The sequence below is a fragment of the Candidatus Methylomirabilota bacterium genome (assembly GCA_035764725.1).
GTDB lineage: Bacteria > Methylomirabilota > Methylomirabilia > Rokubacteriales > CSP1-6 > DASRWT01.
On record DASTYT010000052.1, the window covers coordinates 31,211 to 53,728 of the forward strand.

16 protein-coding genes and 1 pseudogene are annotated in these 22,518 nt (G+C 70.0%); 11 read left to right on the forward strand and 6 right to left on the reverse strand.

Annotated features, from left to right (window positions below; genetic code table 11):
* Window positions 1-402: 402 nt before the first annotated feature.
* From arc to VFX14_09395, 9 genes and pseudogenes are all read left to right on the forward strand, one after another.
* A complete protein-coding gene (gene arc / locus VFX14_09355; protein ID HEU5189882.1) occupies window positions 403-2,154 on the forward strand; it encodes a proteasome ATPase in 1,752 nt (583 codons plus the stop codon).
* Between the two features lie 132 nt (window positions 2,155-2,286).
* A complete protein-coding gene (gene dop / locus VFX14_09360) occupies window positions 2,287-3,783 on the forward strand; it encodes a depupylase/deamidase Dop (GenBank protein HEU5189883.1) in 1,497 nt (498 codons plus the stop codon).
* On the forward strand, window positions 3,780-4,595 hold the full coding sequence (prcB, locus tag VFX14_09365) for a proteasome subunit beta (GenBank protein ID HEU5189884.1): 816 nt from the start codon (window positions 3,780-3,782) through the stop codon (window positions 4,593-4,595). Before dop ends, prcB begins: the two co-directional genes overlap by 4 nt.
* Window positions 4,596-4,671: 76 nt before the next feature.
* Window positions 4,672-5,367, forward strand: coding sequence for a proteasome subunit alpha (gene prcA / locus VFX14_09370; GenBank protein ID HEU5189885.1), 696 nt, complete (start codon window positions 4,672-4,674; stop codon window positions 5,365-5,367).
* Between the two features lie 62 nt (window positions 5,368-5,429).
* Window positions 5,430-6,785, forward strand: a complete 1,356-nt coding sequence (pafA, locus tag VFX14_09375; protein ID HEU5189886.1) for a Pup--protein ligase — start codon at window positions 5,430-5,432, stop codon at window positions 6,783-6,785.
* Between the two features lie 60 nt (window positions 6,786-6,845).
* A pseudogene (glgB, locus tag VFX14_09380) lies at window positions 6,846-8,811 on the forward strand (1,4-alpha-glucan branching protein GlgB).
* Window positions 8,812-8,815: 4 nt separating this feature from the next.
* Window positions 8,816-10,936, forward strand: a complete 2,121-nt coding sequence (gene glgX / locus VFX14_09385; protein ID HEU5189887.1) for a glycogen debranching protein GlgX — start codon at window positions 8,816-8,818, stop codon at window positions 10,934-10,936.
* A complete protein-coding gene (locus VFX14_09390) occupies window positions 10,933-12,195 on the forward strand; it encodes a Glu/Leu/Phe/Val dehydrogenase (protein ID HEU5189888.1) in 1,263 nt (420 codons plus the stop codon). Before glgX ends, VFX14_09390 begins: the two co-directional genes overlap by 4 nt.
* Before the next feature lie 204 nt (window positions 12,196-12,399).
* Entirely contained in the window at window positions 12,400-12,618 is a 219-nt protein-coding gene (locus tag VFX14_09395; protein HEU5189889.1) for a hypothetical protein, read from the forward strand.
* Here VFX14_09395 and VFX14_09400 read toward each other — a convergent pair.
* From VFX14_09400 to VFX14_09415, 4 genes are read right to left on the reverse strand one after another with little or no spacing between them, the layout of a single operon-like run.
* Window positions 12,594-13,313 (reverse strand): glycosyltransferase family 2 protein, encoded by a 720-nt coding sequence (locus tag VFX14_09400; protein ID HEU5189890.1) that lies wholly within the window; start codon window positions 13,311-13,313, stop codon window positions 12,594-12,596. The genes VFX14_09395 and VFX14_09400 overlap by 25 nt on opposite strands.
* The gene (locus VFX14_09405) at window positions 13,310-14,968 is read right to left on the reverse strand and encodes a glycosyltransferase family 39 protein (protein ID HEU5189891.1); all 1,659 of its coding nucleotides are present in this window, start codon (window positions 14,966-14,968) and stop codon (window positions 13,310-13,312) included. The genes VFX14_09400 and VFX14_09405 overlap by 4 nt, the downstream gene beginning before the upstream one ends.
* A 4-nt stretch (window positions 14,969-14,972) precedes the next feature.
* Window positions 14,973-15,734, reverse strand: a complete 762-nt coding sequence (locus tag VFX14_09410; GenBank protein HEU5189892.1) for an isoprenylcysteine carboxylmethyltransferase family protein — start codon at window positions 15,732-15,734, stop codon at window positions 14,973-14,975.
* The gene (locus tag VFX14_09415) at window positions 15,731-18,571 is read right to left on the reverse strand and encodes an enoyl-CoA hydratase-related protein (GenBank protein ID HEU5189893.1); all 2,841 of its coding nucleotides are present in this window, start codon (window positions 18,569-18,571) and stop codon (window positions 15,731-15,733) included. The genes VFX14_09410 and VFX14_09415 overlap by 4 nt, the downstream gene beginning before the upstream one ends.
* Window positions 18,572-18,634: 63 nt before the next feature.
* Between VFX14_09415 and VFX14_09420 the strand changes: the two genes are divergently transcribed.
* Both VFX14_09420 and VFX14_09425 read left to right on the forward strand, forming a co-directional pair.
* The gene (locus tag VFX14_09420; protein ID HEU5189894.1) at window positions 18,635-18,886 is read left to right on the forward strand and encodes a hypothetical protein; all 252 of its coding nucleotides are present in this window, start codon (window positions 18,635-18,637) and stop codon (window positions 18,884-18,886) included.
* A 24-nt stretch (window positions 18,887-18,910) separates the two neighbouring features.
* Window positions 18,911-19,237: a hypothetical protein gene (locus VFX14_09425; protein ID HEU5189895.1), complete on the forward strand. Its 327-nt coding sequence runs from the start codon at window positions 18,911-18,913 to the stop codon at window positions 19,235-19,237.
* Here VFX14_09425 and VFX14_09430 read toward each other — a convergent pair.
* Both VFX14_09430 and VFX14_09435 read right to left on the reverse strand, forming a co-directional pair.
* Window positions 19,200-20,255 (reverse strand): hypothetical protein, encoded by a 1,056-nt coding sequence (locus VFX14_09430; GenBank protein HEU5189896.1) that lies wholly within the window; start codon window positions 20,253-20,255, stop codon window positions 19,200-19,202. The genes VFX14_09425 and VFX14_09430 overlap by 38 nt on opposite strands.
* Window positions 20,252-22,498, reverse strand: coding sequence for a xanthine dehydrogenase family protein molybdopterin-binding subunit (locus tag VFX14_09435; protein ID HEU5189897.1), 2,247 nt, complete (start codon window positions 22,496-22,498; stop codon window positions 20,252-20,254). Before VFX14_09435 ends, VFX14_09430 begins: the two co-directional genes overlap by 4 nt.
* Between the last annotated feature and the right edge of the window lie 20 nt (window positions 22,499-22,518).

Consider the following 22,518-nt stretch of genomic DNA (forward strand, 5'->3'; position numbering starts at 1 on the left):
GACGTGGCACAGAGCTTGCCCCGAAGGAATTGCAGGGTCGCGTCGGCGAGCGAGACGGCGCGACGCACGGGGCTTCACGAGCGAGGAACCGAGCCCGAGAACCCGGCGTTTGACACGGTGAGCGGTGATGGAGCGGCAGCGGTCAGAGCAAGGGAAAGTTCAAATGAATTCGATGGATGTGAATGGTCATTCAGGGCCAATTCCCTTGACTTGCCGCAAAACCGACCCCTATACTGAGGTCGCGTGTGGGGACTTTCGCCCCCGAAGATGGGCGCGCCTAACGCGAAGCCCGCTGAATCACTGAGAAAGGAACGGGCGGACATGAAGGAGTTCGAGAAGAAACCGAACCCGAGTCGAGAGCCCGCGTCGGATGGGATGAAGGGGCTCTCCAAGTTCCTTCCCATGACCGATTCGAACTACCGCCGCCGTCTCACCGAGTACGAGGTGCAGGTCCAGGATCTCCAGACCTACGTGCGCTCGCTCGAGGCGGAGACGGTGCGCCTGCGGAAGAAGGTCGAGGACGCGCCCAAGGAGTCGATGGTCCTCGAGAACAAGCTGCGCGAGGCGAACCGCCAGCTCGTGCAGTCGTTCAACCAGAACGAGAAGCTCGTCAACGCGCTCTACGAGGCGCGCGAGCAGATCTCCTCGCTGCGCGAGGAAGTCGACAAGCTCTGCGCGCCGCCGTCGACGTACGGCGTGTATCTCTCCGTCAACGAGGACGCCACCGTCAACATCCTCTCGCAGGGGCGCAAGGTGAAGGTCAACCTGCATCCCTCGATCAAGGCCGAGGACATCAAGCCCGGCCAGGAGCTGGTGCTGAACGAGGGCCTCAACGTCGTCGAGACGGCAGGCTACGAGATCCAGGGCGAGGTGGTCATCCTCAAGGAGCTCCTCGACGAAGCGCGCGCGGTGGTCACTCTCCGCGCCGACGAGGACAAGGTCGGTATAATCGCCGACCCGCTCCGGAGCGAGAAGCTGAAGGTCGGCGACCACATCCTGATGGACGGCAAGAGCGGCTACCTGCTCGAGAAGCTTCCCAAGAGCGAAGTCGAGGACCTCACGCTCGAGGAAGTGCCGGACATCAGCTACGAGAACATCGGCGGCCTGTCCACCCAGCTCGAGACCATCAAGGACGCGGTGGAGCTGCCGTACCTCTACGCCGACTACTACAAGGAGCATCACCTCGCCCCGCCGAAGGGGGTGCTGCTCTACGGGCCTCCCGGCTGCGGCAAGACCATGATCGCGAAGGCGGTGGCCAACAACCTCGCCGCGCGCATCTCGGAGAAGCGCGGCGAGAAGGTGAAGGGCTTCTTCCTCAACATCAAGGGCCCCGAGCTGCTCAACAAGTACGTGGGCGAGACCGAGCGGAAGATCCGCGAGATCTTCATCAAGGCCCGCGAGAAGGCCGCCGAGGACGTGCCGGTGGTGGTGTTCTTCGATGAGATGGACGCCCTCTTCCGCACCCGCGGCTCCGGCATCTCGTCGGACGTCGAGACCACGATCGTGCCGCAGCTCCTCGCCGAGATCGACGGCGTCGAGCACCTGCGCAACGTGATCGTGATCGGCGCCTCCAACCGCCAGGACCTCATCGACCCCGCCATCCTGCGGCCGGGTCGGCTGGACGTGAAGATCAAGATCGAGCGTCCGGACGGGACGGCGGCGGTGGAAATCTTCAACAAGTACATGACGACCGAGCTCCCCATCCACCAAGACGAGGTGCGCCAGAGCAGCGGCGACGCCCAGGCCGCGGTGGATCGCATGATCGCGGCCACCGTCGAGGAGATGTACAACCTCGGCGAGGACAACCGCTTCCTCGAGGTGACCTACGCCAACGGCGACAAGGAGGTGCTCTACTTCAAGGACTTCTCGTCCGGGGCAATGATCGAGTCCATCGTGCGGCGGGCCAAGAAGCTGGCGCTCAAGCGCTACATCCAGTCCGCCGAGAAGGGCATCAAGGTCGACGACCTGATCAACGCCGTTCGCGAGGAGTTCAAGGAGAACGAGGATCTCCCGAACACCACGAATCCCGACGACTGGGCCAAGATCGCCGGCAAGAAGGGCGAGCGCATCGTCTACGTGAAGCCGCTCATGGGCGAGACCAAGGAAAAGAAGCGCGACGTCGAGCGCGTCATCAATACCGGTCAGTACCTCTAATGGCGTAGCCGCACTGGCGTAACCGCGGCGGGGGCCCTGCGCCCCCGCCGCGCCTCCGCGCCCCCCTCCGCCCCCGAGTCGGCGAGGTGGTGTCGGCGGAGGCCGAGCCGTCGTCGCAACCCCGGGGGATTCATGGCGCTTCCGAAGGTGATGGGCATCGAGACCGAGTACGGCATCCTCGTCCGGAACCAGCCCGACTTCAATCCGATCCTGTCCTCGCTGCTCCTCATCAACTCCTACGAGACCTACCGCTCGTCCCGCATCCGGTGGGACTACGAGGCGGAGAGCCCGCTGCGCGACGCCCGAGGCTTCGAGTACGCCGAGGACAAGGATGTTCCCTCCAAGGAAGAGTCGCGCCTGATCAACCTGATCCTGTCCAACGGCGCGCGTTTCTACGTGGACCACGCGCACCCGGAGTATTCCTCGCCCGAGACCACGAACCCGCGCGACTGCGTGATCTGGGATCGCGCGGGGGAGCGGATCCTCGACCTCGCCCGCACCCGGGCCGAGGCGGTGTCCCCGCCCGAGCAGCGGATCCTGATCTACAAGAACAATACCGACTCCAAGGGCAACTCCTACGGCACCCACGAGAACTACTTGATGGACCGCAAGGTCCCCTTCGCCCGGATCGTCCAGCATCTCCTCCCCTTCTTCGTGAGTCGCCAGATCTACACCGGCGTGGGCAAGGTCGGCGCCGAGAACAACACCGAGCACTGCGACTTCCAGATCTCCCAGCGAGCGGACTTCCTGGAGACCGAGGTGGGGCTGGAGACGATGCACAGCCGGCCGATCATCAACACCCGGGACGAGCCGCACGCCGACCCCGAGAAGTACCGGCGGCTCCACGTGATCGTGGGCGACGCCAACATGTGCGAGATCGCCAACTACCTCAAGTGCGGGACCCTCGCCCTCGTGCTCGGCCTCATCGAGGACGACGTGCTCGACAAGGACCTGTCGCTGGAGAATCCCGTCCTCAGCTACCGAAAGGTCTCGCGAGATCTCACCTGCCGCGAGACGCTCCGCCTCAAGGACGGGCGCGAGATGAGCGCCATCGACATCCAGTGGGAGTTCTACCGGCAGGCGCGGCGGTACTACGAGCGGGCGCCGGAGTCGTGGGTGCGGGACGTGCTGGATCGCTGGGAGGGGATACTGACTCGCCTCGGCCGCGATCCCCTCTCCTGCGATCGCGAGATCGACTGGGTGATCAAGTACCAGCTCATCGAGCGGTACCGCGAGAAGCACGCGCTCAGCTGGTCCGACTCCCGCGTGGCGATGATCGACCTTCAGTACCATGACATCCGCCCCGGGCGCGGGCTCTTCCTCAAGCTCGAGGAATCCGACGCGGTGGACCGCCTCGTCACCGAGGACGAGGTGACCAAGGCCATCTACGATCCGCCCAAGGACACCCGCGCGTACTTCCGCGGGATGTGCCTGCAGAAGTACTCCGACGAGGTGGTGTCGGCCTCCTGGGACTCCGTGATCTTCGACCTCAAGGAAGGCCCCCTCAAGAAGATCTTCATGCTGGAGCCGCTGCGCGGCACCGAGGCCCACGTCCGGCAGCTCTTCGCAGACTCGCCGACCGCCGGCGATCTCCTGCGGAACCTCGGCAAGCCGGCCGGCGACGTATGACGCTCGGGTCCTGGGAGCGCGCATTCCAGAACCGGTCCTCCTCGAGCTTCTTCGAGCATCTCCGCCAGACCGCGCCGCACCTGCTGCCCGGCGGGGAGGCGATTCCCGGTGAACCCTTCAGCCCCGGCGCGATGCCGTCCGTGCCCCACGGCACCACCGTGCTGGCGCTGCGCTATCGCGACGGTGTCGTCATCGCGGGTGACCGCCAGGCCAGCGAGGGCTATCAGGTCGCCCACCGCCGCATCGAGAAGATCTTCAAGGCCGACGATCTCTCCGCCGTCGGGATCGCGGGCGCGGCGGGGCCGGCGATGGAGATGGCACGGCTCTTCCAGACCGAGCTCGAGCACTACGAGAAGGTGGAGGGCGAGAACCTCTCGCTCGACGGCAAGGCCAACCGCCTGGGGGCGATGATCCGCGCGAACCTCCCCATGGCCATGCAAGGCCTCGTGGTCGTGCCGATCTTCGCCGGCTTCGACGAGCGGGCGGGCGTGGGCCGGCTCTTCAAGTACGACGTGACCGGCGGCCGCTACGAGGAGGCCGATTATTTCGCGCAGGGCTCCGGCGGCAAGGATGCCCGTGACTCGCTGAAGAAGAGCTTCCGGCGGGACATGCCGAAGGACGACGCGATGCGGGCGGCCCTCGAGGCGCTGGTCGACGCCGCCGACGAGGACCTCGGCACCGGCGGCCCGGACTTCCAGCGCGGCATCTACCCCACCGTGAAGACGATCACGCGGTCGGGAATCACCGACCTGGCCGACGAGGACATCCGCCGCACCCTTGAGGCCATCCTGAACACCCGAGGGCGCAACTGATGCCGCGACGGCTTCGCGAGGCGCAGCCGAAGTCGAGCCGAGCGCATTCCACCAGTCTGTTCGGAGGCCTCGCCTGATGCCGCTGCCGTACTACGTGTCGCCGGAACAAATGATGAAGGACAAGGCGGAGTATGCCCGCAAGGGCATCTCCCGCGGCAAGGCTATCGTGGCCATCGAGTACCGCGACGGCATCCTGCTCGTGGCCGAGAACCCCTCGACGCTGCTGCACAAGATCTCCGAGATCTACGACCGCATCGCGTTCGCCGGGGTCGGCAAGTACAACGAGTTCGAGAACCTGCGGGTCGCAGGGGTCCGGCACGCCGACGTGAAGGGGTACTCGTACTCCCGCGGTGATGTGAGCGCCAAGGCCCTCGCCAACGCCTACTCGCAGGGGCTCGGCAACATCTTCACCCAGGACATCAAGCCGTTCGAGGTGGAGGTGCTGGTGTGTGAGGTGGGCGACAGCAACAACGGCGGCAAGAACGAGATCTACCACATCCTCTATGACGGGACGATCGAGGACGAGAAGAACTACGCTGCCATGGGTGGCCAGTCGGACGAGATCCGGCGCTACCTCAAGGACAACTTCAAGGACGGCCTGGACCTCGCCGCCTCCCTCCAGCTCGGTGTCCGGGCCCTCATGGTGACCCAGAACAAGACGCTGACCGAACGCGACCTCGAAGTGGCGGTGCTCGATCGCACCAAGGAGCGGCGGAAGTTCCGCCGCATCCCCGCCGAGGTGCTCGACCAGCTGCTCCGCGCCCCCGCGTGAGCGCATCGCACCCCCTCCCGATTCTTGCGCCCAGCCTCCCAGCCTGATACCCTGAGGGCCACATGAAACGGCGCATCTTCGGGATGGAGAACGAGTACGGCCTGACCTGCACGCTCAACGGTCAGCGCCGGCTCTCGCCCGATAACGTCGCCCGGTACCTGTTCGAGAAAGTCATCCCCGGCGCCCGCAACGCCAACGTCTTCCTGGAGAACGGCGCCCGGCTCTATCTCGACACCGGCTTCCACCCCGAGTACGCGACGCCGGAGTGCGACGACATCGTCGAGCTCGTGACCCACGACAAGGCGGGCGAGCGGATCGTCGAGGACCTGCTCCACCAGGCGGAGAAGCGCCTGCGCGAGGACGGGATTTCGGGGAACATCCTCCTCTTCAAGAACAACACCGACTCCGCCGGGAACTCGTACGGCTGCCACGAGAACTACCTGGTCAGCCGCGACGTCTCGTTCCAGCGGCTCGCCGAGGGGCTGATCCCCTTCTTCGTCACCCGCCAGATCTTCGCGGGCGCGGGCAAGGTGCTGCAGACCCCGCGCGGCTTCCACTACTGCCTCTCCCAGCGCGCTCAGCACATCTGCCAGGAGATCTCCGGCGCGACCACCTCGTCGCGCTCGATCATCAACACGCGGGACGAGCCGCATGCCGACGCCGAGCGGTACCGCCGGCTCCACGTGATCGTGGGCGACTCGAACATGTCCGAGGTGGCGACCTACCTCAAGGTGGGGACGACCGCGCTCATCCTGGACATGATCGAAGACGGGCACTTCGACAAGGACTACAGCCTCCAATCCCCCGTCCAGGCCATCCGCGACATCAGCCACGACGCGACCCTGCGCGAGACGGTGCGGCTCAAGGACGGCCGGTCCATCACTGCCCTCGACCTCCAGACCGAATATCTCGAGCACGCCACGCGCTACGTGGCCGCTATCGACGCCGACCCGGTCACCCGGGACGTGCTCGCGCGCTGGACGAACGTCATCGAGGCCCTGCACACCGATCCCATGAAGCTCGAGCGCGAGGTGGACTGGGTCATCAAGTACAAGATGATCGACGCCTACATGGTCAAGCACCGCCTGTCGTGGCGCGATCCCAAGGTCTCCCTGATGGACCTGCAGTACCACGACATCCGCCCCGACCGCGGGCTCTACTTCCGGCTCGCCCAGCGGGATCTCCTCGACCGGATCACCAGCGACGAGGCCATTGAGCGGGCCAAGCACATCCCGCCGCAGACCACGCGGGCCCGGCTGCGGGGCGAGTTCATCCGCCAGGCGAACCTCAAGGGCAAGGACTATCGCGTGGATTGGGTCTATCTCAAGCTCAACGACCCGGAGCGCGAGACCATTCTCTGCAAGGATCCATTCCAGAGCCACGACGAGCGCGTCGAGCGCCTCATCCGCTCGTTCTAGCCGCACCCGGCGCGCGTCCCGCGTGCCCGTTCTCGCGCATCCCTCCGGTACAATGACGCCGTGAGCCTTTCCGTCGACGCCGTGCGCGCGCTCGTGAACGGCGAGCACGGAGACCCATTTTCCGTGCTGGGCCCCCATGCGGAGGCCGACGGCGGCCTCGCATCGTTCCTCTACCGGCTCCGGGTCACCGATCGCGACGGCGCCGTCGCTGAGGTCGAGGATCCCTATCGGTTCCCTTCCTCGCTCTCCGACCTCGATCTCCACCTCCTCGGCGAGGGCACGCACTACCGCGTCTACGACGCGCTCGGCGCGCATCCCGTGCGCCTCGGCGGCGTCGAGGGGTATCGCTTCGCGGTGTGGGCACCGAACGCGCGTCGAGTGAGCGTTGTGGGCGACTGGAACGGTTGGGACGGGCGGCGGCACCCAATGCGCCTGCACCCAGGCAACGGGGTGTGGGAGCTCTTCATCCCCGCGCTCGGCCCGGACCTCCGCCACAAGTTCGAGGTCCTCTCGCGGTCCGGCGCGCCCATCGCGCAGAAGGCCGATCCCTTCGCGTTCGCCTTCGAGTCCGAGACGCCGCGCACCGCCGCGGTGACCACGCCCATCCCCCAGCATGAATGGGGTGACGCCGGGCGGATGGCCGAGCGGGGACGGCGCCAGGCGCTTGATGCGCCGCTGAGCATCTACGAGGTGCACCTGGGCTCCTGGCGCCGCGTGCCCGAGGAGGGCCATCGCGTCCTCAGCTACCGGGAGCTCGCATCACGCCTCGCGGACTACGTGCTCGGGCTTCACCCACGTCGAGCTGCTCCCCATGATGGAGCATCCGTTCTATGGCTCATGGGGCTACCAGACCATCGGCTACTACGCGCCGACCAGACGATACGGTGAACCAACCGACTTCATGTCCTTCGTTGACCATTTGCATCAACGGGGGATCGGAGTTCTTCTCGACTGGGTGCCCGCGCACTTCCCCAAGGATCCCCACGGGCTCGTCTACTTCGACGGGACGCATCTCTACGAGCATGCCGACCCGCGCCTGCGTGAGCATCCCGACTGGGGCACCCGCGTGTTCAATTTCGGGCGCACCGAAGTGGCGAACTTCCTCATCGGCAACGCGCTCTTCTGGCTCGATCGGTATCACCTCGACGGGCTGCGCGTCGACGCCGTCGCGTCCATGCTCTACCTCGACTACTCGCGCAAGCTCGGCCAGTGGCTGCCCAACCGGCACGGCGGCCGCGAGAACCTCGAGGCGATGACATTCATCAAGCGCCTCAACGAGGTGGTCTACGGTCACCATCCCGACGTGCTGATGGTCGCGGAGGAATCGACCTCGTGGCCCCAGGTGTCGCGCCCGGTATACGTGGGCGGGCTCGGCTTCGGGCTCAAGTGGAACATGGGCTGGATGCACGACGTGCTCGACTATGTCCACCGGGCGCCCGTGCACCGGAAATTCCACCAAAACCAGCTCACCTTCGGCATGCTCTACGCCTGGTCGGAGCACTTCGTGCTGCCGTTGTCCCACGACGAGGTGGTGCACGGCAAGGGCTCGCTGATCGCCAAGATGCCGGGTGACGAGTGGCAGCGCGCTGCGAACCTCCGTCTGCTCTACGGGTTCATGTGGGCGTACCCGGGGCGGAAGCTCCTCTTCATGGGCGGCGAGTTCGGGCAATCCGCCGAGTGGAACCACGACCGGAGCCTCGATTGGCACCTTCTCGACGCGGGGCCCTATCATCGAGGCGTCCAGAGCGTGGTGGCCTTCTGCCGGTTCGCCCGCGACCCAGCGAGCCTCGTGCTCTGCGTGGCGAGCTTCACCCCGGTGGTTCGCCGCGGCTATCGCGTGGGGGTCCCGCAAGCCGGCTATTACGCGGAGGCCGTCAACACCGACAGCGAGCACTACGCCGGGAGCAACGTCGGCAACGGGCCCGGCGTGCGCAGCGAGCCGGTGCCGTGGCACGGGCAGCCGCAGTCGGTCACGCTGGACCTTCCGCCGCTGGGCGCCCTGCTCTTCCGCTGGACGGGCCCCTGACGCCATGGCGCAGCCCTCCCGACTCCGCCCTGGCTCCCCCGTCCCGCTCGGCGCGACATGGGACGGCAGCGGCGTCAACGTCGCGATCTGGAGCGAGCATGCGACCGCGGTGGAGCTGTGCCTCTTCGACGCCGAGGATCCCGGCCGCGAGAAGGAGCGCATCCGGCTGACCGAGCGCACCGACCAGGTCTGGCACGGCCGCGTGGCCGGTCTCGCACCCGGCGCGCTCTATGGCTACCGCGCGCACGGCCCGTACGCGCCGCGCGACGGCCATCGCTTCAACCCCGCCAAGCTCCTGCTCGACCCGTACGCGCGCGCCATCACCGGCAACGTGACGTGGCACGACGCCCTCCTGGGCGGCCGTGGGTCCGCCGACGCGGAGCCGGACGGTCGCGACAGCGCCCCCTACACCCCGCGCAGCGTCGTGGTGGACGGCGCCTTCGACTGGGGCGATGACCGCCCGCCCGCCACGCCGTGGCACCGCACGGTGATCTACGAGGCTCACGTGAAGGGCCTCACCGCGCGACATCCCGATCTGCCGGCCGCCCTCCGAGGAACCTACGCGGGGCTGGGTGCCCCGCCCGTCATCGACTATCTCCGCAGCCTCGGCGTGACCGCGGTGGAGCTCCTCCCCGTGCACCACGCCCTCGCCGAGCGTGCGCTTGTCGCGCGCGGCCTCACGAACTACTGGGGCTACAACTCGATCGGCTATTTCGCGCCCGACGCGCGCTTCGCCGCCTCGGGCTCGCGCGGCGAGCAAGTCACCGAGTTCAAGGCGATGGTGCGCGCCCTGCACCGTGCGGGCATCGAGGTGATCCTCGACGTGGTGTACAACCACACCGCGGAGGGTGGCCGGCGCGGCCCGACGCTGTCGTTCCGCGGCCTCGGCGATGGCGCCTACTACTGGCTCGACCCCGCCGACGGTGCCGAGTACGTCGACTGGACCGGCTGCGGCAATAGCTGGCACACGCCGCACCCGCGTGCGCTGCAGCTTGTGATGGATAGCCTTCGCTATTGGGTGCAGGTGATGCGGGTCGACGGCTTCCGCTTCGACCTGGCGGCCGTGCTCGCGCGCACCGGGCTCGGCGACGTGAACCTCTACGCGCCCTTCCTCGGCGCCATCCGGCAGGATCCGGCGCTCGCCGGCGTGAAGATCATCGCGGAGGCCTGGGATGTGGGCCCCGACGGCTATCTCGTGGGCCGCTTTCCCGCGGGCTGGGCCGAGTGGAACGGCCGCTACCGGGACACCGTGCGCCGCTTCTGGCGCGGCGACGCCGGGCAGGCCGCCGACCTCGGCTTCCGGCTCACCGGGTCGAGCGACCTCTACGCCGCGAGCGGCCGACAGCCGTCCGCGAGCGTCAACTTCGTCACCGCGCACGACGGCTTCACCCTTGCCGACGTCGTGAGCTACGAGCACAAGCGGAACGCCGCCAATGGCGAGGACAATCGCGACGGCACCGACGACAATCTGTCCTGGAACTGGGGGGTCGAGGGGCCGACCTCCGATCCCGCCGTCGTCGCCCTCCGCGAGCGGCAGATGCGGAACTTCCTGGCCACACTGCTGCTGTCTCAGGGGGTGCCCATGCTGGCTCACGGAGACGAGGTGGCACGCACCCAGGCCGGGAACAACAATACCTACTGCCAGGACGGACCGATCAGTTGGCTCGGCTGGGATCCGTCGCCGTCGGCGGACGCGCAGCGCGCCTTCACGCGGCGCCTCATCGAGCTCCGCCGGGCGGAGCCGGTGTTCCGGCGCCGGACCTTCAGCACCGCCCGGGCGCTTACCTGGTTGCGCCCCGACGGCAAGGAGATGACGGCGGCGGACTGGAACGCGCCGGCCACGCGCGCGCTCGGCCTGCTCCTGCGCGGCGACCGCATCGACGAGGTGGACGAGGCGGGGGAGCCCATCGTGGGTGCCACCTTCCTGGTCCTCCTCAACGCCGCCGCCGCCGCCGTGCCCTTCATCGTGCCCGCGCCCCCCGGCGCCGCGCGCTGGACCGCCGTGCTCGACACCCGCCAGTGGGAGCCCCCGGCCGCGCCCGCCCTGCCCGCGGGCGGCACCTTCGCGCTCGCCGAGCGTTCCCTCGCCGTGCTGCGTTTGGACGTGGAAGGAGAGTGGCCGTGACCCACATCGACGAGTTCGAATCCGATCTGCACCGGACGGCCCTATCACAGCTCGATCGCGTGGCCGCGCGCCTGGGCCTCGACACCGACATCCACGTGCGCCTGCGGGCGCCGCGACGGGCGATGGTCGTGTCCATTCCCGTCCGCATGGACTCGGGGCGGACCGAAGTGTTCACCGGCTACCGCGTCCACCACTCCACCGTGCTGGGGCCCACCAAGGGCGGCCTCCGCTACGACGCGGACGTGAGCCTGGGCGAGGTTACCGCGCTCGCGATGCTGATGAGCTGGAAGTGCGCGCTGATGTCGCTGCCCTACGGGGGCGCCAAGGGGGGCGTACGCTGCAACCCGCGCGCGATGTCGGCAACCGAGCGCGAGAACCTCACGCGCCGCTACACCGCCGAGATCATCCTGATGATCGGTCCCGATCTCGACATCCCCGCCCCCGATCTCGGCACCGACGAGCAGACGATGGCCTGGATGATGGACACATACTCGATGACCCAGGGCAAGAGCGTGCCCGGTGTCGTCACCGGCAAGCCGCTCATCGTGGGCGGCTCGGCGGGACGGCGCGAGGCCACTGGCCGCGGCATCGTGTACTGCCTCTACCAGGCAGCCCACCACACCGGCCAGCAGCTGCGCGGCAAGTCGGTGGTGATCCAGGGCTTCGGCAACGTGGGGAGCGTGGCCGCCCGCCTTCTCTGGCGCGACGGCGCGGTGGTGGCGGGCGTGAGCGACGTGAAGGGCGCGGTCTGGAATCCCAACGGCCTCGACATCCGGCAGCTCGAGGCGCACGTGGCCGCCACGGGGAGCGTGGTGGGATTCCCCGGCGCCGACCCGCTCGACAACGCCGTCCTCCTGGAGCAGCCGTGCGACATCCTGATTCCCGCCGCGGTCGGCTCGCAAATCCATGCGGGCAACGCCGAGCGTATCCGCGCCCACATCGTGGCCGAGGGCGCCAACGGCCCCACCACGCCCGAAGCCGACGTGATCCTCCACGACCGCGGGGTCACCGTCATCCCGGACATCCTGTGCAACGCGGGCGGTGTGGTCGTGTCCTACTTCGAGTGGGTGCAGGGGCTGCAGTACTACTTCTGGAAGGAAAGCGAGATCACGGCCCGCCTGCAGGAAGTCATGGCTCGCGCGTTCAATCGTGTGTGGGGCGTGGGCCAGAAGGAGGGCGTGGATCTGCGCACCGCCGCTCTGATGGAAGGTGTCCGTCGGGTGGCCGAGGGCTACCGAGTCCGCGGCCTCTACCCCTGAAAGCGCCGGCTCCCATTCGCCGGGACGGCCCTCGTCGCCGGCGCTCGCTGATGCAGAACCGCGCCTTTGCCGCCTGGTTCGGGGTGCTCGGCTCCGGATTCACGGTGCTGCTCGCGGGCGAGCTGGAGACCTGGGCCGCGGTGTTCGGGCGCACGCTCACCACGCGCCACGTCACTCGCCGCGCTGTGGACGGGCTGGGGCCGGGTGCTCGTCGCAGGGCTCCTGATCTTCGCCGGCACCGAGCTGTTCGAGCGGCGGCTCCACTTGATCATGCCCGCAGTGTTCCCCCGGACTTACCTCGACGAGGGGCTGGAGCTGCTCGCGAACACGTTCTTCGTGCTGGCCCTGTGGGAGCGGGAGCGCGTCGAGCCGGTGCGCCCCTGGCCGAAGGGCGTGCCCTACGCGTCGCGGTCGATCGTGTAGCGCAGCGCGCGGCGCTGCATCCAGCGCACGACGAGCAGATCGTGAAATCCACGGCTCGCACGGCCGAGCCCGAACTTCGACGCGCCGAACCGCCGCGCCCGATGCACCACCGGCACCTCCGACACTCGGTAGCCGGCCATCCGCAGCAGCGTGGGAACGAAGCGGTGCATGCCGTTGTAGGGCAGCAGGGCCGTCCGGCATTCACGGCGGAACGCGCGCAGCGTGCAGGCGCTGTCGCGCACGTGCTCGTGGGTGAGCGCGTTCCGCACCGTATTGGCGATTCGCGAGGACCAGCGCTTGACGAGCGTGTCGTCGCGGCGGATGCGCGACCCCATGGCGGCATCGGCGCCCTCGAGCGCGGCGACGAGACGGGGAATGTCGGCCGGGTTGCTCTGGAGATCGCTGTCGAGCGTCACGAAGATGGGGGAGGTCACGCGCTGGTACCCCGCGTCGAGGGCGGCGGTGAGCCCGGCGTGCCGGGCCAGCCGGACGTACCGCACCCGCGGGTCCTTCTCGGCGAGCGCGCGGAGCCAGGCGCCGCTCCCGTCGGTGCTGGCATCGTCGACGAAGACCACCTCAACGCGGCTCCAGTGGGCGTCCAGCACCGTGGAGAGCTCGTCCCAGAGCACGGGCAAGCTCTCCACCTCGTTGAAGACCGGCAGCACCACCTGCAGCTCGAGCGGATCGAGCGTCACCGGCAGGGCCCCACCATCACGACCGACCGCGTGCCGCGCCCAGCCTGACCCATCACGCACCAGCTGCGGTGCGCGTGCGGACGCAGCTCATGCCACGTGGACGGGCGCAGGAGCAAGTTGCCGCTGGCCGGATAGTCGAGGGTCGCGCGAATGACGTTGACCTTCGCCACCTCTTGCACGGGGTGATCGAGGTAGAAGTCGAACGCGAGATTGGCGTCGGGGAAGCCCAGGATCGGCACGTCCTTCTCGAGCCGCGGCCGCATCGCCTCGGCGAACGCCTCGATGGGCATCTGCTCGTTCATCCGGGCGGGATAGAGCCCGCCCTCGACGAAGAGCACGCAGGCCATGGCGGCGGCGATCCACCCGACCGCCGCGGCCGGCGAGCCGCGGGTCCACAGGGCATGGAGCGCCAGCAGGAGGCCGACGAGCACCAGCAGAACGAGCAGGGGGCCTTCGCGAGACACGTCGAGCATCGAAGTCAGCTGCGTGGCGTTGTGCCCCGCCCGCCGCCCGAGCACCAGGCGGGTGGCCTGCACGAGGGCAAGCGCCGCGAGGATCAGCACGATACCGGTATTGACGCGCATGAGGGCCCGCGTCCTCGCGGTGATCCCGGTGACCGCGGCGGCCACGAGCACAGCGAAGACGGGGTAAACCGGCAGGACATACCGAGCCCGCTGTTGGACGGCCAGCGCGATCAGGACCATCGTGACGGCCGCCCAGGCGACGACCGGACGGTAGGCTACGCGCTCCGGAGCGCGGCGCCACCACGCCACGAGCACCGCGCCCCAGAGCGTCCACGGCAGGAACGAGATCAGCCCCCCGGTGAGCGGGATCGATGACACGCGATCGAAGCGGTTGAGGTACCAGGCGAGCGCGGTTCCGGCGTCGGTGGACTGCCCGCTGTCGTGGCCGGGCGTCAGCAGATACGGAATGGCCCAGGGCAGCATGAGCACCGCGACCACGGCGAATCCGAGGAGGGGCCGCAGCGGTGCGAAACCCGAGCGGCCACGCGCCGCGAGCACGGCAGCGGCGCCGGCCGGCACCACCAGCAAGGCGGGCAGGCCCTTGATCCACATCGCCCCCGCGATGCAGCCGTAGAGCCCGAGCAGATGGGCGCGGCTGGGCGTCTCGTCCCGCACGGCGGCGAGCAGGAAGTACAGCACCCAGGTCAGCCACGCCGTAAGTGCCATGTCGGGCAGCAGCGCGTGGCTGTGGAGGTAGAAGCCCGGGCTCGTGCCGACCAGGGCCACCGCCACGAGCCCGGCCACGGGGCCCGACAGGAGCCGCGCGATCGCGAACGTCCCGGCCAGGGCGACGAGGGCGGCGACCACCGAGGGGATCGCGGCGGTGTGCTGGGACACGTGACCGCTCGGCCAGGACACCAGCGCGACGCTCCAGAAGTAGAGCGGCGGCTTGTTGAGATAGGCCTCGTCGCGGACCTTCACGGGGAGCCGGACGCCGTGGCGGAGGGTCGCGCGCGCGAGCAAGGCCTGGCGCGCCTCGTCCTGGTTCCAGAGCGAACGCTCGCCGAGCGGGATCACGTAGATGACGAGCGCCAGCGCGAGCAGCGCGACGAGCGCGAGGCGAGGCCGCGCGACGAGCCGGGACGCCGCGTCGTGCCGTTCGCGTTCGAGCGCCTGAGCGGACAGCTCCACGGCGCTAGCGGCCCCGCTCGTGCAGCCAGCGGGTGTGCTTCTTGATCACGCGCAGCACGGCGGCCACGACGAGGCTCAGCAAGAGCAGGAGCGGCCACATGTAGTCGGAGCGGGCCCACTCGTCGAGCGGCGTGCCCTCGAAGACTAGGTCCGTGAAGGCGTCGATCACGAAGAAGCTGGCGGTGATGACGAGCAGCCCGTGATACTCGCGGCGGAGCACGGTGCGCCAGGAGAACGGCAGATCGGGCGGCCGCCACAGGGACAGCCGCGGGATGAACGCCGGCGTGTGCTCCACCCACCGCAGGTACTCGGCGCCGAAGCGCTCGGCCAGGAACTCCTCCTCGGCGGCGACGATGCGCTCGAGGTAGAGCCAGCCGGCGAGGGCGACGATGGCGGCCAGCCACCAGACCTTGATGGCCAGGACGAGCCCGAGCGCGATGATCGCGTTCCCCAGGTAGAGCGGATTCCGAACGATCGAGTAGATGCCGGTGGTGTTGAGGCAATCGGCGCGCAAGTGACGCGTGCCGCGTCCGGAGGTGCCCCGGGGCGTGTAGCCGATGGTGTAGCAGCGGATCCCCAGCCCGACGAGCGCCACCGCGAGACACGCCCCCGCCCAGAGCGTCTCGAGGCTCTCTCCCATCATCGCGTTGAGCTGGGCGCTCTCACGGAGCGAGAGCGCGAGCACCGGGAGGAGGAGGAGCGGCAGGAAGCTCCGCCAGCGGAACAGGAAGCGGCCGTTGCCGACCAGCACGTCCTTGATCCTCACAGCACGCCTCCTTCCCCTCGGAGCGGGAGAGGCCACGACTGCCGAGCGAGGAAGCGGTCGATGCCCGCGTGACCCTCGTCGGACGCCACCGCGCGGCCGAAGACACGCGCCTCGAAGGCGAGGCCATCGGCCAGGCCCTTCTCGAGCCCGACCCGCACCGCGTCCAGGATGGCTCGTGCGGGGGCCATTCTGGGCACCGCCTCATGATGGGCGAGGAGCCGCCTGATCTCGGGCGTGTCAGCGACGGGACCGGGCAGACCGCGCGTCTCGAGCGCCGCACCTTCCGCGAGCGGCGACCAGCGCGCCTCCCGCCATTCCCCGAGCGCGATGCGGCGGGCCACACCGAGAGCGTGGGACAGCGCGTCGGCGGGTGCAGCCTCGTCCACCAGCCCCAGGGCCAGCGCGACGTCGACGCCGCGCCGGCGGCCATCCAGCAGCATGACCAGCGCGGCGAGGAGAGCCTCCGCGTCGGGCCGCCCGGCGGCACGCGCCCGCCGGAGGGCGAGGCGCGGCAGCGACTGGGTGCCGCCGAAGCCCGGCAGCACGTGAAGGTTCATCTCCGGCTGTCCCCACTCGGCCCGCGCCGCGCCGACCCGCCAGGCACACGCCATCTGGAGCTCGTTGCCGCCGCCCAGCGCATAGCCGTCGACCGCGGCGATGACGGGCGCGCGAAGCCCTGCGATTCGCTGAAAGAGCCGCTGGACGCGCAGGGTGAACGCCTCCACGTCGGCGGCGCTGCCGAAGGCGCGCAGCGCGCGGATATCAGCGCCCGCCACGAACATGGTGCCGGAGCCCGCCAGCACCGCCGCCCGGAGCCCTGGCTCGCGCTCGAGGGCCTCCACCGCGCGCTCCAGGTCCTCGAGCACCGCGCGGCCGATCGCGTTCGCCGGCGGCGAGTCCACGGTGACGAGGGCGACCAGGCCCGACGAGCCGGGGCGCACGGGATCGAGGCGTACCCTCACGATCTTGCCGTCGAGGTAGCGCGATCCCCAGGATTCATACACCTGGCGGGCGGTGCGCGCACCATCCAGCGCGGCCCCTGCGCCTACCCGCACGGTGAACGTGCCGGTGTGTCGGTTCTCGTGCATGAGCTGATGACACTCGGCGAGCGCGCTCCAGTCACGCACCAGCGGGGCGTGGACGCGGAGGGCCCCCGCGTCGAGGAGCCGCACCACCTGATCGGCCTGATGCGCATTGGACAGATGCGAGCCCAGCACGGCGAACGCGGGGTACAGCACGCGCTTCTCGTGCATCCACACGTTGGGCGCGTAGAACGAGAAGCGGCGCCCCTCGCTGTCCTCGACGTACACGACGCGGCCCGTGAAGGGCCGGGCGAGGAACGTGCTGATGCCGAGGGTGTCCTGCGCGGCGCGCTCGATCACCACGTCCGGGCTCCCTCGGGGATTGTCCGGGGTGGCGAGGAGCCGGCCCACCGCCTGGCCGAAGGGCTTGAGCGTCGCGTCCTGGTAGGCGCGATAGGCGTCCCGGTCGGTATCGTAGTCGGGCATGGCCGCGGGCCAGCGAAGCCCGCTCTCTCGCGCCAGCGCCTCGATGCTCACCACGCCGTGAGGGCCCGCGGCCTTCGCGGCGGCGGCCTGCGCGTCGGTCCGCGCGGCCACGACCACGCGCGCGCCACTGGCCAGGGCCGCCGCGACCGCCTCCGCCGCAACGGAATCGTCGGTCCCGCCGGACTCCGTGCCCCAGTACAGGAGCACCCCCTCGCCCGGCCGGAGGTCGGCCCGCCGCAGCATCTCGGCCGGTGTCGAGCGGCCCGGCTTGCCCAGGAAGGTGAGCGTGTAGCCGCTGGTGGCGCCGTAGAAGACCAGCCGCCCTCCGGGGCCGAGGAGATCGATCATCCGCGCGAAGAGATCCCGGCCCACGGACGAGACGACGACGTCCACGGGCTCGCCGCCCTGCCCGGCCCTCACGCGCTCACGGAAGGGCTCGCCGCGGGCGCGCCATGCGTCCTGGTCGCCCGCCGCCAGGGGCGCCGGCGTGAAGAGGCCGGCCAGCTCCGGCGCCGTGCGGTTCACGAAGGCGTGGCCGCCCGCCGCGAGCACCAAGCGGCCCTTGTCGTCGGTCGAGACGAGCCCGGTGACGCGCGCGCCGCGCAACGCTGCCACCGCCACGGCATAGATACCCGTGCCTCCCGCCGCGCCCTCCACGAAGACCCGCTCGCCCGGCTGCACGCGCGCCACGTCGTAGAGCGCCTTGTACACGGTCTCGAGGTCGAGCATGTACGAGGAGCCCTCGGCACGCGTGAGCCGTTCCGAGTGCGCGAGCCACTGCGGAGCTTGCCCGCGGACGAACTGGGCGAACGACCCATCGGGGGTCTCGTAACCCTGGATCTTGAAGTCCGCGTGCATCGGGTCCTCGCCCGCCCGCGGCGAGAGGAGATTGGACACGCCGGGGTAGAGCACGCGAAGCTCGCCCACGCGCAGGCGGCCCTCGCGCGCCACCTGGCTCCCGAGCGCAGCCAGGAGCGCCACCGCGCCCGAGCCGGCCACGTGCAGGTCGCGGTCGTGGAGGTCGAACACCGAGATGGGCACGCCGCGAGCGGCGAAGATGCCGTTGTAGGTGAGCCCGGCGTGGAGCACGTAGCCCAGCGCCTCGTCGGGCCCGATGGCGGGCACCGGCGCGCGTACCTCGCGCAGCGCGTCCCGCGGCTCGCCGTGCGCGGGGCGGCCCCAGCGATCCTTCACGACCGCCCACACGCGCTGATGCGTGGGGAGCGGGTCGAGACCCGGCCGGAACGGGGCGCCGAGCGGGACCGCGCGCGCACCCGACGCGGCCGGGGGCCACCACGCCGCGTCGACGTCCCTCGAAACTTCCGCCATCACGATCTCCTTGCGATCCGGGTCATCGCTGAGGTCGAATGGGGCATGGCGACTCCAAACAGAGTGTCACCTCATCCGCCAATCGGCAAGGCCGATCCCACGACCCTGGACGACGATCTCCGGCGAATGTTCGCCGGCTGGGGCGAGAAGGCCTACCACGACCATACCCTCTTCCTCACCATGGCCCGCCGGCCAGGTGTGCTCCGCGCCACCATGGGGTTCGTCCGTTACATGTATGGGGAGAGCCTCATCGACCGCCGGCTCACGGAGATGGTGCGGATCCGGACTGCCTGGAACAACCGCTGCCGGCATTGAAGCACGGTGCGGTCCGCATCGGTGATGCGGACGGGGCTCCTGACCGAGGCGACCATCCAGAAGATGCACGACTACGAGGCCTCGGACCTGAGCGAGCGCGAGAAGGCGGCACTGGCGCTCGCGGACCGGCTGGCCTTCGACCATCGGAACGTCGACGCGCCGCTGCTGGCGCGGCTACGCGCCTCGTTCAGCGAGGAGGAGCTGCTCGACCTCGGCATGTCGATCGGCTTCCTGCTGGGGTGGGGCCGCGTCATCGAGGCCTTCGGCATACTGCCGGAAGCTTGGGTGGAGGGCACGGAGCCCTGGGCGCCGCTTAGCGGGGACTCCCCCGCCGACCAGGCCCGATCCTGAACTCGACGAGGCCGTCGGCGGCCGGCGGCGCCACCGTCAGCGCGAGCCGGCGGTCGTGGACGGCGAGGGCGCCGCGCCACAGCTCGGTCCAGGCCTCGAAGGCCACGGGGTCGAGGCCCTGCACACCCGCCATGAGCCGCCAGCCCCGCTGCCGAACGCGGGCCTCGCCGCCGCCCGTGTCCACCTCCACCTCCTCGCCCTGGGCGCGGGCGAGGGCGGCGAGATAGCCGGCGAACGAGGCGGCATCGCGGCCGCGGATGCCCAGGAGCGCCGCGGTCTCGTCGTGAAGCTGCATGCCGATGAGGCGCGCGGCGTGGCCCAGCAGGCGGCGCGTGTCGTCGGGGCCGAGGAGCTCGAGCGCCACCGGGAGCAGCGTCCGTACGTACTCCATCGCGTAGCGCGCCACGACCTTGTCCAGGCGCTCTGGCGTCCACACCGCGGGATCGAGGCGCGGGGCGTGGGCGGGGTCGGGATGGGGCGCGACCTCGCCGTAGGCGAACCGCACCCGCTCCTCGGGGGCGAGATCGCGCTCATGCTCGAGGTAGTAGCCCTCGAGGCCGGGGAAGCCGTCCACCGTCTGGCCGGTGCACACGAAGCCCAGCCGCGGGTTGCCGAGGCTGACGCCGTTGTGCCCGTGCCAGCCGTGGAGCATGGCGGCATTGACGCGCGATGGGACCGCACAGATGGCGGCGCCGCTCCAGATCCACCGCGGCGGCGGGTAGCGCACCCACGCCTTTCGATCGGACTCGTAGATGTACTCGGTCTTGACGCCGCCGATCCGGTTGGAGAGATCGTGATACTGGGCGCAGGCCACCGCGTGCGGGAGCCGGTCGAGCCCGAGCTTGGCGAGGCCGGGCAGGAACTTCTCGAGATGCTGCCGGCGGAAGTGGCGGAAGACGAGCTCGGCCGCGAGGTCCTCGCCCCGCCGCGTGATCAGGGTGAGGACCGCGCCGGTCATGAACCCCTGGTAGAGCCCCGAGACGGCGCGATTGGCGGCAGAGGCCGCGGGGTCACTCATGGCGCGGGCGGGTCGGCACGCAGGGCTTCGGCGCGCACCGGCAGCCGCGTCACCGCCACCCCGAGCGGCCGCACGGCGTCCGCCACCGCGTTGGCGATGGCGGCGGGCGCGCCGATGGTACCCCCCTCGCCCATGCCCTTGTAGCCGCCGGGCGTCAGCGGCGAGGGCGTCTCGAGATGCCCGAGCCTGAACGACGGCAGATCGGCGGCGGCGGGGACGGCATAGTCCATCAAGGTCCCGGTGAGGAGCTGGCCATCGCCGTCATAGACCAGGCGCTCGCTGAGAGCCTCGCCGATGCCCTGTGCGAGCGCGCCGTGGACCTGCCCCTCGACGATCATCGGATTGATCATCGGGCCGCAGTCCTCGACCACGGTGTAGTCGCGGATCGCGACACGCCCGGTGTCCGCGTCCACCTCGACGGTGGCCACGTGTACCGCGCCCGAGAAGGTCGGGCCGGGCAGATCGTAGGATTCACTCTCGGCGACGGGCCCAGCGCCCCGCACGAGATCGCCGATGGAGATGCCGCGCCCGGGCACGCCGCGCACGCGTACGGATCCCTCCACCAGCTCCAGGTCGGCGGCGCTGGCCTCGAGCCGGACGGCGCCGAGCGCGAGCAAGCGGTCGCGCACACGACGGGCGGCGCCGTCGGCGGCGCCGCTGGTTGCCACGGCCCCGCGGCTCGCGAACGTGCCACTCCCGTCGGGCGCGCGCGAGGTGTCGGGCTGGCGCACCGTCACGCGCTCGAGCGCAACGCCCATTCGGTCGGCGATGACCTGCGCGACCGTGGTCGCGTGGCCCTGGCCCTGTGAGGGGAACGAGAGCTCGCAGCAGACCCCGCCCTCGACGTCGACGGTCACCGTCGCCGCCTCGTGGCCGCTCACCTCGACCATCCCGCGGCCGCGGTACACCGTGGGGCCGATGCCCGTGTACTCCGTGTAGCACGCGAGACCGATCCCGATCAGCCGTCCCCTCCCGCGCGCCGCTGCCTGCTCGGCGCGCAGGCGGTCATAGCCGGCGAGCGCGATCGCGTCCGCCAGCGCGCGCGGAAAGTCGCCGCTGTCGTACACGAAGCCGGAGGCGGCGGTGAAGGGATAGGCTTCCGCCGGGATCAGATTGCGCCGCCGGATCTCCGCGGGATCGAGGCCCATCCGGGCGGCGAGGAGATCGAGGAGCCGCTCCATGATGAAGGCCCCGAAGGTCATGCCCACGCCGCGGTAGGCGGCGAGCGGCGGCTTGTTGGTGGCCACCGCGGAGGCCTGCCACGCATAGGCGGGCGTGCGATAGGGACCCGGCAGGATGCTCGCCGTGCCCAGGGGCTCGAGCGCCTGGGTGAGGGGGAACACGTGATATGCACCGGCGTCGGACGTGACCCGCGCGCGGAGCGCGAGGAGCACGCCGCGCGCGTCCGCCGCTGCCTCGACCTCGGCGCGCCCCTCGCGGGCGTGCGTGGCGGCGGCCAGGTTCTCGCGCCGCGTCTCGATCCACTTCACCGGCCGCCCCGTCGCGCGCGCCAGCACCGCCACCGCCAGCTCCTCGGGCAGCACGCACATCTTCTGGCCGAAGCCGCCGCCGGTATCGGGCACGATGACGCGGACGGCGTCGGGCGAGAGACCCAGGGCGCGCGCCATACCGGCGCGCACCATGTGGGGCACCTGCGTGTTGATCCAGAGGACGAGGCGCTCGCCCTCCCAGGTCGCGACGATCCCGCGCGGCTCGAGGGGCGAGGCAGACACCCGATCGTGATGGAAGGTCTCGGCGAGGTGCACCGCCGCGCGCGCGAAGCCGCCGTCGACGTCGCCGCGCGAGAACGCCCGCTCGAAGAGGAGGTTGCCCGGCAGGGCGTCGTGGACGCGCGGCGCGCCGGGGGCGCGGGCGGAGGCCAGATCGGCGAGCACGGGCAGCGGCGCGTAGTCCGCCTCGATGCATTCGGCGCCGTCGACGGCGGCATACGGATCTTCCGCCGCCACCACCGCCACCGCCTCTCCGGCGAACCGCGCGCGCTCGGGCGCGAGCGCAGACCAGGCGGTCGGAAAGAAGCCCCCGCCCTCGAGCCGCGGCGCGATCGGCGCCACGCGACCGGCGAGGTCGCGGCCGCTCAGCACGGCGGCCACCCCCGGCCGCGCGCGAGCGGCCGCCGACTCAACGACGAGCACTCGCGCGTGCGCGTATGGGCTCCGCACGAAGACGGCGTGCAGGCAGCCCGCGGGGCGGAGGTCGTCGAGATACGATCCGCGCCCCGACACGAGGCGCGGATCCTCCCGCC

Excerpts from the sequence above, each read along its gene's own strand:
- arc (HEU5189882.1), top strand. The coding sequence starts at position 403 with ATGACCGATTCGAACTACCGCCGCCGTCTCACCGAGTACGAGGTGCAG.
- dop (HEU5189883.1), top strand. The coding sequence starts at position 2,287 with ATGGCGCTTCCGAAGGTGATGGGCATCGAGACCGAGTACGGCATCCTC.
- prcB (HEU5189884.1), top strand. The coding sequence starts at position 3,780 with ATGACGCTCGGGTCCTGGGAGCGCGCATTCCAGAACCGGTCCTCCTCG.
- prcA (HEU5189885.1), top strand. The coding sequence starts at position 4,672 with ATGCCGCTGCCGTACTACGTGTCGCCGGAACAAATGATGAAGGACAAG.
- pafA (HEU5189886.1), top strand. The coding sequence starts at position 5,430 with ATGAAACGGCGCATCTTCGGGATGGAGAACGAGTACGGCCTGACCTGC.
- glgX (HEU5189887.1), top strand. The coding sequence starts at position 8,816 with ATGGCGCAGCCCTCCCGACTCCGCCCTGGCTCCCCCGTCCCGCTCGGC.
- VFX14_09415 (HEU5189893.1), bottom strand. The coding sequence starts at position 18,571 with ATGGCGGAAGTTTCGAGGGACGTCGACGCGGCGTGGTGGCCCCCGGCC.
- VFX14_09425 (HEU5189895.1), top strand. The coding sequence starts at position 18,911 with ATGCGGACGGGGCTCCTGACCGAGGCGACCATCCAGAAGATGCACGAC.
- VFX14_09430 (HEU5189896.1), bottom strand. The coding sequence starts at position 20,255 with ATGAGTGACCCCGCGGCCTCTGCCGCCAATCGCGCCGTCTCGGGGCTC.